Origin of the sequence: Pyrococcus sp. (assembly GCF_030153625.1) — an archaeon.
Lineage (GTDB): Archaea > Methanobacteriota_B > Thermococci > Thermococcales > Thermococcaceae > Pyrococcus > Pyrococcus furiosus.
The window spans coordinates 13,786-30,272 of record NZ_JASKLM010000023.1; the positions used below are offsets into that span (position 1 = coordinate 13,786).

19 protein-coding genes and 1 tRNA gene are annotated in these 16,487 nt (G+C 40.5%); 12 read left to right on the forward strand and 8 right to left on the reverse strand.

Features of this window, described 5'->3' with window-relative positions; translation table 11 throughout:
* Window position 1 precedes the first annotated feature (1 nt).
* Together PWP39_RS05305 and PWP39_RS05310 are read left to right on the forward strand one after the other, a co-directional pair.
* Window positions 2-409, forward strand: a complete 408-nt coding sequence (locus PWP39_RS05305; RefSeq protein WP_011012004.1) for a hypothetical protein — start codon at window positions 2-4, stop codon at window positions 407-409.
* Window positions 409-2,202: a polysaccharide deacetylase family protein gene (locus PWP39_RS05310; protein ID WP_011012003.1), complete on the forward strand. Its 1,794-nt coding sequence runs from the start codon at window positions 409-411 to the stop codon at window positions 2,200-2,202. Before PWP39_RS05305 ends, PWP39_RS05310 begins: the two co-directional genes overlap by 1 nt.
* Here the strand turns inward: PWP39_RS05310 and aspS are convergent, their stop codons facing one another.
* Window positions 2,203-3,519, reverse strand: a complete 1,317-nt coding sequence (gene aspS, locus PWP39_RS05315; RefSeq protein WP_011012002.1) for an aspartate--tRNA(Asn) ligase — start codon at window positions 3,517-3,519, stop codon at window positions 2,203-2,205.
* Window positions 3,520-3,579: 60 nt separating this feature from the next.
* Entirely contained in the window at window positions 3,580-4,821 is a 1,242-nt protein-coding gene (locus PWP39_RS05320; protein WP_011012001.1) for a nucleotidyltransferase family protein, read from the reverse strand.
* Between the two features lie 135 nt (window positions 4,822-4,956).
* Here PWP39_RS05320 and PWP39_RS05325 point away from each other — a divergent pair, with 135 nt between their 5' ends.
* On the forward strand, window positions 4,957-5,268 hold the full coding sequence (locus PWP39_RS05325) for a hypothetical protein (protein WP_011012000.1): 312 nt from the start codon (window positions 4,957-4,959) through the stop codon (window positions 5,266-5,268).
* On the opposite strand, the gene PWP39_RS05330 is transcribed toward PWP39_RS05325, so the two are convergent.
* On the reverse strand, window positions 5,265-6,074 hold the full coding sequence (locus PWP39_RS05330) for a DNA integrity scanning protein DisA nucleotide-binding domain protein (protein ID WP_011011999.1): 810 nt from the start codon (window positions 6,072-6,074) through the stop codon (window positions 5,265-5,267). The two genes, PWP39_RS05325 and PWP39_RS05330, sit on opposite strands and share 4 nt — an antisense overlap.
* A 109-nt stretch (window positions 6,075-6,183) precedes the next feature.
* Between PWP39_RS05330 and PWP39_RS05335 the strand changes: the two genes are divergently transcribed.
* From PWP39_RS05335 to cyaB, 3 genes are read left to right on the forward strand one after another with little or no spacing between them, the layout of a single operon-like run.
* Complete coding sequence (locus PWP39_RS05335; RefSeq protein WP_011011998.1) at window positions 6,184-6,717, forward strand: UbiX family flavin prenyltransferase; 534 nt, start codon at window positions 6,184-6,186, stop codon at window positions 6,715-6,717.
* Between the two features lie 12 nt (window positions 6,718-6,729).
* Complete coding sequence (locus PWP39_RS05340; RefSeq protein WP_288073026.1) at window positions 6,730-7,209, forward strand: Lrp/AsnC family transcriptional regulator; 480 nt, start codon at window positions 6,730-6,732, stop codon at window positions 7,207-7,209.
* 6 nt (window positions 7,210-7,215) lie between these two features.
* Entirely contained in the window at window positions 7,216-7,731 is a 516-nt protein-coding gene (gene cyaB, locus PWP39_RS05345; RefSeq protein WP_011011996.1) for a class IV adenylate cyclase, read from the forward strand.
* On the opposite strand, the gene PWP39_RS05350 is transcribed toward cyaB, so the two are convergent.
* Window positions 7,703-8,830 (reverse strand): tyrosine--tRNA ligase, encoded by a 1,128-nt coding sequence (locus PWP39_RS05350; RefSeq protein WP_011011995.1) that lies wholly within the window; start codon window positions 8,828-8,830, stop codon window positions 7,703-7,705. The genes cyaB and PWP39_RS05350 overlap by 29 nt on opposite strands.
* A gap of 60 nt (window positions 8,831-8,890) precedes the next feature.
* Here PWP39_RS05350 and PWP39_RS05355 point away from each other — a divergent pair, with 60 nt between their 5' ends.
* Window positions 8,891-9,199, forward strand: coding sequence for a hypothetical protein (locus PWP39_RS05355; protein WP_014835256.1), 309 nt, complete (start codon window positions 8,891-8,893; stop codon window positions 9,197-9,199).
* A gap of 31 nt (window positions 9,200-9,230) precedes the next feature.
* Window positions 9,231-9,428: a hypothetical protein gene (locus PWP39_RS05360; protein WP_011011994.1), complete on the forward strand. Its 198-nt coding sequence runs from the start codon at window positions 9,231-9,233 to the stop codon at window positions 9,426-9,428.
* 19 nt (window positions 9,429-9,447) lie between these two features.
* Here the strand turns inward: PWP39_RS05360 and glmM are convergent, their stop codons facing one another.
* Window positions 9,448-10,806, reverse strand: a complete 1,359-nt coding sequence (gene glmM, locus PWP39_RS05365) for a phosphoglucosamine mutase (RefSeq protein ID WP_011011993.1) — start codon at window positions 10,804-10,806, stop codon at window positions 9,448-9,450.
* Between the two features lie 2 nt (window positions 10,807-10,808).
* The gene (locus PWP39_RS05370; protein ID WP_014835255.1) at window positions 10,809-11,597 is read right to left on the reverse strand and encodes a BtpA/SgcQ family protein; all 789 of its coding nucleotides are present in this window, start codon (window positions 11,595-11,597) and stop codon (window positions 10,809-10,811) included.
* Between the two features lie 54 nt (window positions 11,598-11,651).
* Between PWP39_RS05370 and PWP39_RS05375 the strand changes: the two genes are divergently transcribed.
* The 4 genes from PWP39_RS05375 to PWP39_RS05390 all read left to right on the forward strand — a co-directional run bounded on the left by PWP39_RS05375 (window position 11,652) and on the right by PWP39_RS05390 (window position 14,970).
* A complete protein-coding gene (locus PWP39_RS05375; RefSeq protein ID WP_288073028.1) occupies window positions 11,652-12,410 on the forward strand; it encodes a YchF/TatD family DNA exonuclease in 759 nt (252 codons plus the stop codon).
* 100 nt (window positions 12,411-12,510) lie between these two features.
* A complete protein-coding gene (locus PWP39_RS05380; protein ID WP_014835254.1) occupies window positions 12,511-12,744 on the forward strand; it encodes a FeoA family protein in 234 nt (77 codons plus the stop codon).
* 2 nt (window positions 12,745-12,746) lie between these two features.
* Window positions 12,747-14,738: a ferrous iron transport protein B gene (gene feoB, locus PWP39_RS05385; protein WP_011011989.1), complete on the forward strand. Its 1,992-nt coding sequence runs from the start codon at window positions 12,747-12,749 to the stop codon at window positions 14,736-14,738.
* Complete coding sequence (locus PWP39_RS05390) at window positions 14,731-14,970, forward strand: DNA-binding protein (RefSeq protein ID WP_011011988.1); 240 nt, start codon at window positions 14,731-14,733, stop codon at window positions 14,968-14,970. The genes feoB and PWP39_RS05390 overlap by 8 nt, the downstream gene beginning before the upstream one ends.
* On the opposite strand, the gene fni is transcribed toward PWP39_RS05390, so the two are convergent.
* Window positions 14,960-16,084, reverse strand: a complete 1,125-nt coding sequence (gene fni, locus PWP39_RS05395; RefSeq protein ID WP_014835253.1) for a type 2 isopentenyl-diphosphate Delta-isomerase — start codon at window positions 16,082-16,084, stop codon at window positions 14,960-14,962. The genes PWP39_RS05390 and fni overlap by 11 nt on opposite strands.
* 24 nt (window positions 16,085-16,108) lie before the next feature.
* Window positions 16,109-16,185 (reverse strand) — tRNA-Ala (locus PWP39_RS05400).
* Window positions 16,186-16,487: the final 302 nt, after the last annotated feature.

Here is a 16,487-nt window from a genome sequence, read left to right on the forward strand (position 1 = left end):
TATGGACAAGCCTGAAGAAATTTTAAATGAAAAAGATATAATCAAACGAGCCTACAAGTTTGGATTTTATGTTGGATTACATGGCCATACAGACTGGTTTGGTTGGGTAGCTGAAGTTAAAAAGAAGATATACGAGGAGGCAAAGCACCTAGGAGTTTACGAGGAAGTTAAAAAAGCTTATATAAAAGGAAAAAAAGCCGGAAGAGTGGAAAGAGAAAAGAGAATCCATTTAGGTCTAATGAAGCAAACAACTTCTGAAATCCCTGAAAAAATTAAAATAGTTTCAATCGAAAGAAATAGAGGATCTATCGCCTCTTTGAACTTCCCCAAGATTGAGGATATGCCTAAAACCATAAAAAAGCCGAGATTTTTCAGACTGCCCAAAATTCTCAGAGGGGGAGAAGAATAATGTTTATGAAATTCACATATCACTTCCACGCCTATCAGCCTGGAGACATTATATACATCCACGATGGCTCTGGATGGGATCCAATAAAGTATTCAGAGAGATTAAGTCCAGTTGCCCTAAAAATTAGAGAGGAAGAAGTAAAAGGGAGGAATTGGACGAGAGCAATGATTAAAGCTTACGAATACGTTGACGACACTCTAAAAATGCTTGACGAGGGTTCTGTTAGTGTAGATATAGAGCCGTTCACACTGTATATGGTTCTCAAATATAAGCCAAAAATTTACGGAGAAATAGTCGAAACCCTAGAAACCTATGTTGAGCCCGTAGTTACAGTTCCCTTTCACCCAATAATGCCCCACCTGGGAACTTTTGAGCAGGAAGTATTGGCTAGAGTATCCTTTGACTTCTATAGGCCTTTCATAGCCAGGAGAGATATTGTTGGGTATTGGCTACCTGAGAACGTTATAACAAAAGAAACGGCAAAGATAATCACAAGTTCTACAGATAAAGAAGTTGTATTCCTGTTAGATGAGAGACAATTTATTGGAGTTAACATACCCCAAGCAAAGTTTTCATGTAACAAGTACCTCTGTAATGGGAAGAGCGCATATGTTTTTGGGCGAGTTCATACAATTAGCGATGCCTTTGCTTTCAACACTCTTGATGTCGACGGGTTAATTCAGGCAGTGGCAAAGGGGTGCATTGACGTCTTCAAAGAAAAAGAGGGGATAGAGTATCTAGTCTTTCTTTCCAGCGATTTGGAGAGTTTAGTTGCGAATCCTCAGCAACTGGATAGATTTCTCTCATGGATTGAAGGATTGAAAAAGAATGGGATTGAGATTGTAAATTCAGTAGAATTCGTGAGAAGAAAGAAGAGTGGGGAATACAAGGCTCTCCCAGGGGAGTGTAGCGACAGTTTTAGAATAAATGTAAAGGATTACTCAAGCTGGAGCGATTACTTTGATTTAAGTTTAGATGGAAGAACTAGCGACATGAGGTGGACGGGAATAAGGAGAGAAGATAACGTTGTAATAAACAGAATATACAAGGGCAAAAAAGTTTCCCAACTTTGGAAATATGCCTTTACAAAACTGTTTAGGGAGCTCAATAGGGCAGTGAGATTTGGTGTAATTGACCTTTTGAAGATGCAAGGAGTAGAGAATATAAATGCAATCAAGGAGTTTTTGGTGAGGTATGCGAGGATATTCTTTAGGGAACACTACGAATACTTTGAACTAGACACAAGCGTTGACTACGTTATGGAGCCTATTAAGGAGGCAGATCCATCAATAGCCCTAAAGCTTGGGAGGATTTATTACATAATGCTCCTCGCTAACCATTCTTGTCCCAGGTTCTGGGAGAACATAGATACAAGGGTAACATTCGGAAACGTTGTGGCTATAAGCAAGGCCCTAATAGATCTCATGGAGCTATACATGGAGGAGAATGAAGAGAGGGCAAACTACATCTTCCTCGAATACATGAAGCTCTTGGCGTTTCCTCAACTGTATTATGATTATGATCTCTTTAATTTAAAGGGATTGGAAGGGTGGGAGACTACAGAGAAGGCTTGGTTTGAGAGTTTAGCCAGCGAGGTTCCCAATAGCAAGTACAACGTCGTGACTAGGGCTGCATTGTATGCTGGAAAGAAAGATCTTCCAAAGGACATGAGGGGAGTTATAGAAGTCCTCTACGACCTAAATGAGGCCGTTGCAGATACGGGCCACATACCTGGAGAGATGCATGGAAAATGGGAAAACATGGAGTGGTGCGAGCATAAAGGGAAAGAATAGTCAGGGAATTAACCTCTTTCTGTCCCTGGGGAATAGAATTACCTCCCTTATATTTCCTATATTCAGCATTCTCATTATTAACCTCTCAGCTCCAAGTCCAAATCCACCATGAGGGGGCATTCCATATTTGAAGGCTTTCAAGTAAAACTCAAAGCTTTCTGGGTTTAGTCCCTTCTCTTTTATCTGCTCTAGCAACACCTCATATCTGTGCTCTCTCTGCCCTCCTGAACTTATCTCTATTCCCCTGTATTCGAGATCAAAAGCCCTACATATCTCTGGCTTTTCATCATATTTCATAATATAGAAAGGCTTCGCCTCGCTTGGGTATTTGTAGATGAAGTAAAGCTCTACCCCTTCATTTTCGCTCATGTACTTCCCAAGTAATTTCTCTCCCTCGGTATCTATGTCTTCCCCCCATGGAATTTCTTTTCCTAAGTCAGACAAAATTTCAAGGGCTTTATCGTATGTTACCCTAGGAAATGGTTGCTTCGGTTCTTCAAGCTCGAATTCAAGAATCTTTAGCTCCCTCTCATTGTGCTCTCTCACATAGTTGATTGCATAAACAACTAAGTTTTCAAGAACATCCATTACTTCCTCTTCATTTTCAATGAACGCTATCTCTGCATCTATACTCCAAGCCTCGTTTAGATGTCTGGTCGTATTGTGCTCCTCAGCCCTAAAGATGGGAGCTGTTTCAAAAACTTTATCCAGCCCAGTGGCCATCATGATCTGCTTGTACAGCTGAGGTGATTGAGCAAGGAATGCATCGTTCTCAAAATACTTAATTGGGAATAATTCCGTTCCACCTTCAGTGGCCGTTGCTATAATTTTTGGAGTGTGTATTTCTATAAATCCTTCATTATAGAAGAACTCTCTTATTGCCCTGAACACATTAGACCTTATTTTGAAGATTGCCATTACCTTTGGATTTCTAAGATCAATAAACCTATTGTCAAGCCTGGTATCAAGCTCGGCTTTTACTTTCCCTGTTGGATCTAAGGGAAGGGGAGTCTGGGTTCTGTTAAGTATCTCAAACTTCTCTGGAATTATCTCAAATCCAAGCTTTGCTTTTGGAGTGAAGTTCACGATGCCTTCAACAACTACTACATCCTCACTGTTAAGCTTTGGAATAAGTTTGAATATCTCCTCACTGACTTTCTTTTTTGGTGCAGTTATTTGAACAATCCCTTCTCTGTCCCTAATCCACACAAATTTTATTCCACCGAGGTCTTTTACTTCTTGAACCCATCCTGCAACTTTTACTCTTTTACCATTAAGCTCCTCAGTAATCTCGTTAGAATAATGTGTTCTTAACATCTTAACCCCCAAACAAAAGATGGCAAGTTGTTTTTAAATTTTAAGAAAAAAGAGAAGAAATCAGAAGAGCCATTGGTTCTCTATACATTCGTCACAAGGTGGCTTTTCACCAGCAATTGCCTTGAACTTCTTGTATATACACTCTGGGAGGCCAAGTGGACACCTCTCAGGGGTTAGTTCTGGCCTGACTTTTGTCGGATCTAGCTTTATTCTTATGTAAGCTTCATACTCCTCAACTTTCTTCCATGGTAAGATCTTTGCTCCATAGATTACAAGATTGTCGTTAATCCTTGCATAATCCCCAACCACTGCATTCTCCTTTATGATTACATTCTTCCCAACAACAACTCCCTCTCCCAGGATTGTATCCTTGAGCTCTGCTCTCTCCTTTATTATGTCGCTTCCCAGGAGGATAGACCTCTTTATATAAGCCTTATCTTCAATGATGGTGTTTGGCCCAATGTAAGTGTAGGCCTTAATCTTAACTCCGTGGCCAATCTTTGCATTGTTATCAATGTAAACTGGGCCCTGGACTTCGACATCCTCTGGAATTTCAACATTTTCTCCCAAGATCATGTAGCCATTTTCCCTTGAAAGCTGATCGAGAGCAATCTGGTGGGCATAGAATAGGTCTTCAGGCGTTCCAAGATCAATCCAGTAGTATTCCTTTGGCATCCTGTATCCGTAGACTAGTCCTTGGCTGACGAACTTTGGAAGGATCTCCCTCTCAAAGTAAACCTCCTTGTTTTTGGGAATCTCCTTGAGGACTTCCTTGTTAACCATGTATATTCCAGCATCAACCAAGTTGGTCTTGGGTTTCCTTGGCTTCTCCTCGAAGTCAATAATCTTTCCTTCTTCATCTACGATGACCACACCAAACCTCTCTGGGTCATAAACCTTCGTTAGGGCGACTGTTATGAGACCGTCGTTCTCTTTGTGAGCCTTAATCAGTTCTGAATAATCAAAGTTCGTAAACACATCGCCATATATTACTAGGAAGTCGTCGCTCACGTAATCCTCAACGTTCTTTAATGCTCCACCAGTTTCCAAAGGCATTGGGTCATTTACGAATCTAATGTCCTTAGGATAATCAACCATCCTCTCTTGAATGAACTCTCTTATTTCTCCTCTCATATAGTGAACGGAGAGTATTATCTCATCTATCTCGCTGACTTTTTCTAGGGCTTCAAGAATGTACTGAAGATTTGGCTTCCCGAGTACAGGAACCATAGGTTTTGGCCTTGTTGATGAAATAGGCCTTAATCTAGTTCCAAAACCTCCAGCAAGAATAACAGCTTTCATGATATCACCATTTGTAATTTAGCTCTTCTTTTTTATAAAATTTTACTCAAATGTGGTTAATTTTTGCTCAAAATTATTGTCATAATAACAAATCTTTACGAAAAAGATATATTGTGGTAAATTTAACTTTCCTCCATGTCAAAAGTCATGGAGCTCTACAAGAAATATCTTGTTGAAAGAGACCCACAACAAAAATTAAAATTTGCAAAGGAAATTCTAGATAACTTGTTAACCCTACAGCTAAATCCCCCTATTTGGGAAACAATAAGGAAGTCAACTGGACTAAAGGAGCACGAAATGAAAGAAATTCTTAATTATTTGGAGGAAAAGGGAGAAATTGAAATAAAGCGGGCAAAAGATGGAAAAAAGCTATATGCATCAACAATAAGAAGCATGAAAAGAAAATCCAAGGAAATACCCCTAGATATGTGGATCAGTAGGCACTAGAAGTACTGTCTAGCTAACCTAGGATTGTACTCCAAGATTATCTTCCCATCTTTGAATACCCTAATTACTCCACTTTCAGAAAGCGTTATTGCAATGGCCTTTGTCACTTTTGTGATTGCTGCCGAAGCTAAATGTCTACTTCCTAATCCTTGAGGAATGTCTATCTCCAATTTTTTCGGATCAACATCCAAATACCTGCCAGCCGCAACTACCCTACCTGTAGAGGATATTATAAAGGCCCCATCAAGAAATGAGAACTCCTTTATTATTGGCTTAACTTTGGGATTCATAATGTTAATCTTATGGCCTTTGAAGGGATTTGGTACCAATTGGTGGGAATGCTTCATAACCTCTTTCGTGTCACCAATAACAAATATCGTCCCTACAGGTCTCCCTTCTCTCCCCTCTATGCTTAATTCAATGGCTATCTCCAACACCCTTTGAACTATCCCCTCATACCTATCAAAGAAGCCCTCCACAGCTTGAAAGTTTTCCTTAACAACTTTAACTCCAATGCTGTTCTCTGTAATGTATACAAATTTTTCTCCGCTCTCTATCATACCTTTTCCCTTCAGAAAAGCTGCAACTAAATTCAGTAGATTTTCTAGTCCTATTGACATTGGAAGTGGGAGCTTTTGAATTTTTTTACCTTCTTTAACGTCCAATTCCCTACCAACTATTATTATTAAGCCTGGGAATTCTATATCAATGTTTTCAGAGGGAGGATACACTAAAACTATAACCTTAGCCCCTATATTCTTTGCTAGCTCTACCCCACTTTTCAAAATTGCATTAAATAGCTCCACAAACTAGCACCAAATTAACAAGACTGGGATAAGTTTATAAACATTTAGTAATGGTATTAAAAACAGTTAAAAACAGTTACAATTTTTCCAACATTTTGGGGGGATTAGTTTGAAAATTATTGTAGCAATAACTGGCGCAAGTGGGGCTATATACGGGATTAGGTTATATGAAACTCTAAAAAACCTAGGGCACGAAGTAATATTGTTGGCAAGTGAAACAGGTAAAAAAGTTGCAAAACTTGAAACAGGGATTGATATTAAGCCAGATTATGGAGAAAATGACCTCTTCGCTCCCATAGCTTCAGGTTCCTACCCATTTGACGCCGTTGTAATAGCTCCATGCTCAATGAAAACACTATCTGCAATAGCAAATGGGTATTCAAACAACTTAATCACAAGAGTCGCCGATGTTGCACTTAAGGAAAGAAGAAAGCTTGTCCTTCTTATAAGGGAAACCCCCCTCAACTTAATACATATCCAAAACATGTTGAAAATCTCCCAAGCTGGGGGCATAGTAATGCCAGCTTCTCCAGCATTTTACACAAATCCAAAGACAATAGACGACATGATAAGCTTTATAATTGGAAAAATTTTAGATATTTTGGGGATTCCTCACAATCTTTATCCAAGATGGGGGGGTTGAAAAACGAGTGAAATTCACCTTGACGATTTAGATAGGAACATACTAAGGTTATTAAAAAAGGATGCAAGATTAACTATATCTGAGCTAAGTGAACAACTGAAAAAGCCAGAATCAACAATTCACTTTAGAATTAAAAAATTACAGGAAAGGGGAGTAATTGAGAGATATACGATAATCCTGGGAGAACAATTAAAACCTAAGCACTTGGCTTTAATAGTTCTTGAGGTTGGTAAGCCCGTAATTGAAGATTTCCTCGAGAGATATATCTCCTACATAAGCTCAACACTCTCCGCCCTGCCAGGAGTTCTCTTCGTGGCAAAGAGTGGTGAGGACAAGATAATAGCATTAGTTGGAAAAAACAACAAAGATGAGCTTGTAAAGTTCATAGAGGAAAACATAACATCAATTCCAAACTTAAAGCATATTCAAATATTCCCAATAACTGAGATCAAAAAGGGAGAGGACTTAACTGGTTTCCTTGCTGAGGTGTAGGCTATTATGGAAGTTGAAATAAAGTTTAAGATTAAGTTAGAGGATTTTCTGCACACTCTTAACACTTTCAATCCTGAATTCGTAAGATATGAGGAGCAGGAAGATGTTTATTTTGAAGTTCCAAGACCAAAGTTGCTTCGTATTAGAGGAGTTCACAATCTAAAAAAGTACTATTTAACATTTAAAGAAATATTAGACGAGAACAATGAGGAGTTCTACGAGGTAGAATTTGAAATTGGAGATTTTGAAAAAGCTGTTGAGGTTTTTAAAAGGCTTGGGTTTAAAATACAAGCCACCATTAAGAAGAAAAGGTGGGTGTACAAGCTTAACGGAGTCACTCTAGAAGTGAATAGAGTTGAAGGGATTGGAGATTTTGTCGACATTGAGGTAATAAGCGACAGTCCTGAAGAAGCCAAGGAAAAAATATGGGAAGTTGCAAAAATGTTGGGATTAAAAGAGGAAGATGTAGAGCCAAGACTCTACCTTGAGCTAATCAACGAGTTATCTGGACGCTCTTCATGAGCTCAAGAGGTTCTGGATGCCTCTCAAAGTACTTCCTTATTGGCTCTAGCAAGTCTATGAGATATTCTGCAACCGCGTTCTTCAGGTCCAACGGATGAAGCTTCCCCTCTGCAAAGTCCCTCTTTAGCTCTTCAAATGTAGTATAAGTTACATCTCCCCCGTACTTCGCAGGTCTGTGAATTGTGAATTCAGTTGGTTCCTCCCTAAATACTAGATATTCAACCCAATCCAAAACGGGGTTGTACTTAACTTCTCTTGCTGGACAGAAGGCCTTTCTTAGCTTCTCCCTAATCTCTTCAGGACTGTCGTGGATGAAAACTGCTGAGTAAGGCTTACTTTTACTCATCTTCATCTCAGCTTTTATCTCCTTAAACTCCTCTTCGCTTTCAATGGGCCACTTTGGAGGCTCCTGAAGTCCCAGGAGGAGATGGTGGTGAACTGCTACAGGCTTTAGCTTTTCTCCATTGTGAATTATGGGATGATAGCGAAGCTTTTCAGCGACTTCAATAGCTATTACGTGAGCTTTTCTCTGATCCATTCCTGCGTGAGCGATTGTAACTCCTTGATAGAATATATCTGCCACCTGCATCATTGGATAAATTAGTTTGGCGAAGTCTATTGCTTCACCCATCTTTCTTCCCATTATTGTTATTGACCTCAAAACTCTGCTAAGGGTTACGTTCTTTGATATGTCAATTACGGTCTGCCAGTAATCACCCTTTTCAAGTATCTCGCTTGCGAGAACAAATTCAACTTTTTCCGGTTTTCCTCCCATTACTTCGATGCTTTTCTCCATTCCAACTTTGAAGTACTTGAGGGCCACCTCTTGGATGGTCTCTAAATCTCCTCCGAGCTTGTCATTTATCCAACTGTGCCAGTCTGCCAAGAAGACCCTAGTCTTAATGCCCGCCTTTTGGAAGTCTGCAATCTTAGCCCCAGCCATTAGACCAGTTCCAAGGTGAATGTAACCACTGATCTCAAAGCCTATGTAGTGCTGAAGGGGGGCTCCTATTTCAAACAGATGCCTAAGGTTTTCAACTGTCAGTACTTCCTCAGTTGGCTTTTTGAGCACCAATTTTATTCTCTCTTCAATGTCCATCCAGCCCACCATCCTAATAAAGTCATGCAACTCTTAAGAAATTTCTGGAGGTATATAAAGGTGGTTGGAAAAATTATTGGACTAATGATACTCATAATTTTGTTTATGATAAGAGGACTGTTATTTTTGTCTCAGATATTCCAAAAAAGTATGACACTTTTAGTTAAACACAAAGTCGATATTCCCGAAAACAAAAAGAAAAGCTTGGAAAATGCTTTTGTAATTTTAAGATATGTTATTTTAGGAATATTTTTTGTATTATCTCCAACAATCATCGGTAAGTTCACTCTCCCTCTCGCATTTCTAAGTGGCAGTAGCTTAGGAAAAACTATCTTATATAGACGATGGTCTTTATTATCAAAAAAATAAAGAGAAGGGCATTATTCTTAAGTATCTGAATGTGGGAACGCTCATAATTGTTCTGGTGGAGGTAATTACATTAAGCGTTCTCTCAATAATTGGGAAGCTAATGTCAACGTTTGTTTTTGGAGGAAATACAATTTACTTCTTCCTGGGTGGAATTGGATTTGGTATTGTTACATCCACTCTAATTGCCATTAACAATAAATATTATCTTCAAAAATACCCTAAGCCTTAGGCTTCAAAAAATTAAAGGGCTAAGAAAGCTTGGCCTTTTCAATTGCTTCCTTAACTAGTCCCCTCGCCTTCTTCATCAGCTCTTCAGCTTTTTCTTTTGTATGAGCTTCAAGGGTTATCCTCATTATTGGCTCAGTTCCGCTCGGCCTAAAGAGTATCCACCACTCCTCATTTTCAATTCTTATTCCATCAATGTCAATTAAATTCTTGTATTCAAAGTTTTGAAGAGCCAGCTTTTCAATTATACGCATGACCTTCTGCTTTAGCTCATTTGGACAGGGAATTTTCTCCCTAAGCGTCACATACCTGGGAACTTCTTTTGCAAGCTCGCTTATTGGGCCTAATTTGTCAATCATCTCAACCACTAACGCTCCAGCAAAGATGCCATCAGGAGTTAAGTTCCACTGAGGGATTATCCAAGTACCACTTGGCTCCCCTCCAAATACACCTCCATGTTTGCTGAGCTCATATGCAACAGCAACATCGCCAACCTTTGTTCTAATAACTTCTCCACCCCTGGGCTTTAGGTAATCATCGAGGGCAAATCCTGCGTCAACGGTTGTCACAACTTTGCCCTTTCCGTACTTTTCAATCATATATCCCGCTATCAGCGAAAGCATGACCTCATAATCTACGAAGTTCCCTTGGTCATCCACCACACCAATTCTATCTGCATCTCCATCGTGAGCTATTCCAACATCAGCCCCAACTTCCCTAACTACTTTAGACAGCATATCTAAGCTCTTTCTATTTGGCTCAAGTTCTCTAACAAAGAAGCCCGTTGGGTGTGAATTTAGACTAATTACCTTGTTCCCTAGCTCTCTCTGAAGATAGGGGCTTACTATTGATCCAGCCCCATTTCCGCTATCAACTACCACTGTATATGAATTCTCTAAGTTTATCTGCTCAACTGCATTCTTAATGTATTCCTTTTTAGGATCAGCTTTAATAACTTCCCCTATCTCCATCCAACTTACTCTCTTAAAGGTTTCTTCTTCGATTATTCTCTCAAGCTCGCTCTCTTTATCTGGAGTGTACGCCATTCCGTTTCTGTCCCAAACCTTGATACCGTTGTAGTTTGGAGGGTTGTGCGAGGCCGTAATTGTGACTCCCGCATCTGCATTGTAAAGCTTAATCGCAAATCCCGTTAGAGGAGTAGGAGCAAGTCCTATATCCACAACCTCGATTCCAGTTGCCAAAAGGCCACTTACAAGGGCATGCTTTATCATTTCACTGCTCGTTCTAGTATCAATCCCAACAACAACTCTCCCCTCTCCAAGATAAGTTCCCAGGGCCAGTCCTACCTTTAGAGCCAGCTCGGGTGTAAGTTTTTCGTTAACCACTTCCCTAATTCCGCTCGTTCCAAAGTATTTTCCCATTGCTATACCCCCATTAGGCTGTTTTTCATCCTTACGAGGATTTTTGCTCTTTCAAGTGAGACGGGATTGTTAATTTTGCCATTTTCTTTTACCCAGGTTCCAACTATGAAACCGTCGGCATACTTAAAAAGTGTTCTGAAATTCCTTGGATTAACTCCAGAGCCTACCAAAACTGGAATACTGCTTACCCTTTTTGCCAAGATTAAATCCTCCAAGCTAATGCTCTCCCCCGTTCTTCTTCCCGTAACTATAATTCCATCTGCCAATCCCCTCTCCACAGTATCTTTTACTGCATCTTCAAAGTTTGTGAAGTGGACCGCATGCTTTACGTGCACATCTGCAAGGGTTAAGATGTCCCCTCCTATTATCCTTTTGACGTTCCATAGCTCCCTTGCACACCCCTCAATTATTCCTTGATCCGTAAAAGCAACTCCAGTTAGAACATTAACTCTGATAAAGCTCCCTCCCACCGCATGCGCAATTGAGTAGGCAACTATACAGTCATTTCTTAATGCATTTATTCCCAGGGGAAGAGAGACCTCTTTCTTTACGGCTTTCGCTACTACTGTAAATGCTGGAATAACCTCCCTGGGAAGAGTCTTTGAGAAGGGAGAATCTCCAAAGTTCTCCACTATTATTCCGTCGAACCCAGCCTCTTCATAAGTTTTGGCATCCCTGATAGCCCATTCTATTACCTCCTCAAAATCTCCCCCATATCTAGGAGAACCTGGGAGAGGCTTTAAATGGACAACCCCTATCAATGGTTTCTTACTAAAATCCAAGTCCTTCATGGTCACTCCCAACACTTATAACTCCAAGTTAGGTTAAGGTTTTCGGTGAGATTCATGATAGATGCTCACGCTCACATCGAGTTCTTCAAGAAAAATCAGGAAGAGATAATAGAGGAGGCAAAAAGAAAGCTTAGGGGAGTAGTTGACTCCATAACGGAGTACAGAAAGACTCACGTGTGGAAAAGCTGGGAGTTGTTGAAGGATTATTTTGACTTCATATTCCCCACCCTGGGGTATCATCCCAACGAAGCTAGGAGGGGGAACTGGGAAAAGGTAAGAAAAGTGGAGGATTTTATACTTAAACACCAGAAGGAAATATTTGGAATCGGGGAGATAGGCCTTGACTACTATCACGCAAAGACCAAAGCTGAGAGAGATGCTCAGAGAGAAATCTTTGTTCACTTCTTAGAGCTGGCAAAAGAGCTGAACCTTCCAGTTGTAATTCATGCCCGAGAAGCGGAGAAAGAGGCATTGGAAATCATAAACAGGTATGACATCCCCTCTTACTTTCACTCTTACACAGGTTCAGTTGAAGTGGCTAGGGAAATCGTTGATGGCGGGCACATACTAGGAATAAGCACAGGCATAGTCTTTATCCCAGAAGTCCGAGAAGTGGCCAAAAACATTGAGATAGAGTATTTGGTTGTTGAGACAGACGCTCCATACATGAGTCCTTACAAGGAGATTAGGAATAAACCAATATTTGTCGAAGTTGCCATAGAGGAATTGGCAAAAATTAAAGGAATGGATAAGACAGAAGTTGAGGCAGTTACAGAGGTAAATACAATAAAGTTCTTTTCTCTTCCGCTATAATGTTTTTTTCAAACCTCTAAATTTTTATTTTCGGACAAAATCTTTTTATACCTCCCCTTTGTAAATTAGGTCGACCTAATATTTTGAGGGGGTGCTAAAATTGAGTGACTTCATTCCACTCACAATGCTGAGGGAGGGCGAGACAGGAGTTGTAGTTGACATCCAGAGTGGAGTTAATGCTAGAGGCAAATTGCTCTCAATGGGTATAACCCCAGGTGTTAGGGTTAGAATGATAAAAAGTAGAAAGCCTGGACCTGTAATCATTGGGATAGGTTCATCAAAAATAGCTCTTGGCTGGGGAATTGCAAGTAAGATTATTGTAAGGAGGGAGTAATCGTGCTAAAAACTGTGGCCTTAGTTGGGAACCCAAACGTTGGAAAGACAACAATTTTTAACGCACTAACCGGGTTGAGACAACATGTAGGCAACTGGCCTGGAGTTACTGTAGAAAAGAAAGAGGGAATTATGGAATATAGGGAGAAGGAATTTCTCGTTGTAGACCTCCCTGGGATTTACTCTCTTACCGCCCATAGCATTGATGAGTTGATAGCACGAAACTTTATTTTAGATGGAAATGCTGATGTCATTGTTGACATAGTAGACTCGACATGTCTTATGCGAAACTTGTTCTTAACCTTAGAGCTGTTTGAAATGGAAGTTAAGAATATCATCCTAGTCTTGAACAAATTTGATCTACTCAAAAAGAAAGGGGCTAAAATTGACATAAAAAAGATGAGAAAAGAGCTTGGAGTCCCTGTTATTCCTACAAATGCAAAAAAAGGAGAGGGAGTTGAAGAACTTAAAAGAATGATTGCCCTAATGGCTGAAGGGAAAGTTACTACTAATCCGATAATTCCCAGGTACGATGAGGATATTGAGAGGGAAATTAAGCACATCTCCGAGTTATTGAGAGGGACTCCTTTAGCAGAGAAATACCCCATTCGATGGCTTGCCCTTAAGTTGTTGCAGAGGGATGAAGAAGTAATTAAGTTGGTTCTCAAATACTTGGGACAGGAAAAAATGGATGAAATACTGAAGCATATCAGCGAGCTAGAAGAGAAGTACAAGAGACCTCTGGATATAGTGATAGCAAGTCAAAAGTACGAATTCTTAGAGCAACTCCTGAGAAAGTTCGTAGTTCATGAACCAGAAGTTAAGGAAAATCTGGCTAATCAACTCGACAGGTTATTGACTCATCCAGTTTATGGAATGATATCCCTCCTAATCACCTTCTACTTGGTATTCAAGTTCGTCTTTACCTTCGGCTTTCCCCTCCAGGAGTTGTTGGATACGGCATTTTCACAATTAGGAGAAAGCATTGCTCCATACATTGGGAATGAAGCCCTAAGGGGGTTAATCGTAGATGGAATTATCGGAGGAGTTGGCACTGTAGTAAGCTTCTTCCCCTTAGTATTCCTGCTCTTCGTGGCAATGTCTATCTTGGAAGATGTAGGGTATTTGGCAAGAATTGCGGCAATGATGGAAAGGTTTATGAGAATTTTTAGACTCCCAGGAAAAGCAGTTATACCAATGGTGCTAGCTTTTGGTTGTAATGTCCCTGCAATCATGGCTACAAGAACAATAGAGAACGAAAAGGAAAGAATAATAACTCTGTTAATCAATCCCCTAGTTCCCTGTGTTGCTAGAATGACCGTAATAACGTTCCTAGCAGGAACATTCTTCCCAGACAGGGCTCCCCTCGTGGCAATAGCTATCTACGCAATAGCAATAGGTTTAGCTTTGTTATCCTCTCTGCTCCTGGGCAAGTTCATTGTAAAAGGAGAAGAAAGTCCGTTCATAATTGAGTTGCCAGAATATTTGATTCCTTCATGGAGAGTAGTATTAGTCCACTCCTGGGAAAGGAGCAAAGAATTTCTTAAGAAGGCGGCCACAGTAATCCTATTCGGCTCAATCCTTATCTGGTATCTATCGAGCTATCCAGAGCCCGTTGGGAATGGAATTAGTTATGCAGAAAGATTAGGAAAGATCTTTGAACCATTGATGAAGTTAATGGGCCTTGATTGGAAGGCAGCTGTTGCCTTGCTCTTCGGAATAATTGCCAAGGAGAATACCATTGTAGCTTACTCAATAATATATGGAGTTAGCGAAGAGAGCTTAGCAGGAACTCTGGCAGGGATTATGACTCCCCTTCAAGCCTTTGTGCTGGCTTTAGTAACTACCCTCTACATGCCCTGTATAGCTACATTAGCAGCTATAAGAGCAGAGGGAGGAACAAAGTGGATGATAATGGCAGCTCTGTATAATTTACTCTTAGCTACAGTCATTGGAATAGCAGTTTATCAAATCGGAGGAATCATTTATGGGTAAATTAGAGAGACTTTTGGAGTTAATAAAAGAGGGAAAATCATTGGATGATATTATGAAAGAACTTAGAGTTTCGAGAGAGGAGGTAAAAGGGATGTTAGAAATCTTAAAGGCCTTAGATTACATTGAGGAAGTAGAGGCAGAGAGCTGCAACAATTGTCCATTAAAAGAGGTGTGTGGAGGAGGATGTGTAAGGATAGGAATAAAAGCCTACGTTCCAAAATTCAAATCTTAACTTTGCCCCTCTTTTTTACAAACTCTTGCAGATCTATCCTCTGCTCCAACCACTCTCTGACAAATCCGGTAAATACTATCGGGACTTTTCTCAGCTCTTCTACATTTCTAGCTCCAACGAGAAACATTGCGTTCTTGATTTCTTCAACGTATCCTTTGATGACTTTGATCACCCCTTCTACATCCCCTTTTGCGGCAGGTTTCAGAACAGGTAACGCTATTCCAACAAGAGAAGCTCCCATGGCTAGAGCTTTTGCCATTGTAATTCCATCCCTCATACCACCACTGGCTATTATTGGGAGGTTAGTTGAAAACCTAACTTCAGCTAAGCTTATGGCCGTTTTTATCCCCCAATCCCAAAATCTTAGAGCCAACCTCTTTCCCAACTCATCTTTGGCCCTATAATATTCCACTCCACTCCAGCTTGTCCCCCCAACACCGCTAATATCTATTGCACTAACTCCAATGCTCTCCAGCTTTATTGCAACCTCCTTCGAAACTCCAGCTCCTGTCTCCTTCGCTATTACAGGATAATCTATTGAAGAAGTTATCTCGGCCAAAGCTTCAAGAACGCCTGAAAATGTCGTATCCCCCTCTGGCTGAACGCTCTCCTGAAGTGGATTCATGTGGATTGCTATGGCATCCGCATCTATCTTTTCTATTGCATAAAGAACTTCCTTCACCCCATACTTCCTCTTTGCATTCCTCCCAAACTGAGGTGCCCCTAAATTTCCAACTAAGAAGACATTCGGGGCCACATCTCTCACATAATAACTTTCCCAAGTTTCTGGCTTCTCTATCATGGCCCTTTGACTTCCCACCCCAAGAGGAATATTTAGCTCTTCAGCCGCTTGGGCAAGTGTTCTGTTGATTTTCCACGCTACTTCTCCTTTTCTTGTTCCACCAGTCATCCCAGTAATCATTATTGGATAATCAAACTTCCTTCCTAGGAATTTTACTGAAAGATCAATCTCATCCTTATCAATCTCTGGAAGGCTCATATGGACGAAGTGAACATCTTCAAAGCCATTAGTTGCGTGGGCCTCAACATTTCTCTTGAGGCAGTGCTCTATGTGCTCAAACTTTCTAAGAACAGTGCGAGTCCCTTCATCCATTTGATTCCCTCCCTAAGAAGAATTTGGTGGACCGGGCGGGATTTGAACCCGCGGCCTCCGCCTTGCGAGGGCGGCGCTCTTCCAGGCTGAGCTACCGGCCCACCCTCGATGTTAGTGGATAATCGTATTTTTATAAAGCTTGCGGGGTTCGCTAGATAAATTAGAATTTCGTTTTGAGACAAATAGAGGATGCCAAGAATCGTCACTTCTATGGCCACATTTCATAAAAGCCAGCTTTCCACACGATTACGTTCTACTTAAACTTTTGGCTTTTTCGTTGGATTTTCTAATAGGGGTCTCTCTAACCTCCTATTTAAGACTTTCTCTGAAAACCCGTAACACTGCACTCCATTTATAAACCCAACACAAAAATAGAAAAGGAATGAAAAAAGGTTAACACGTC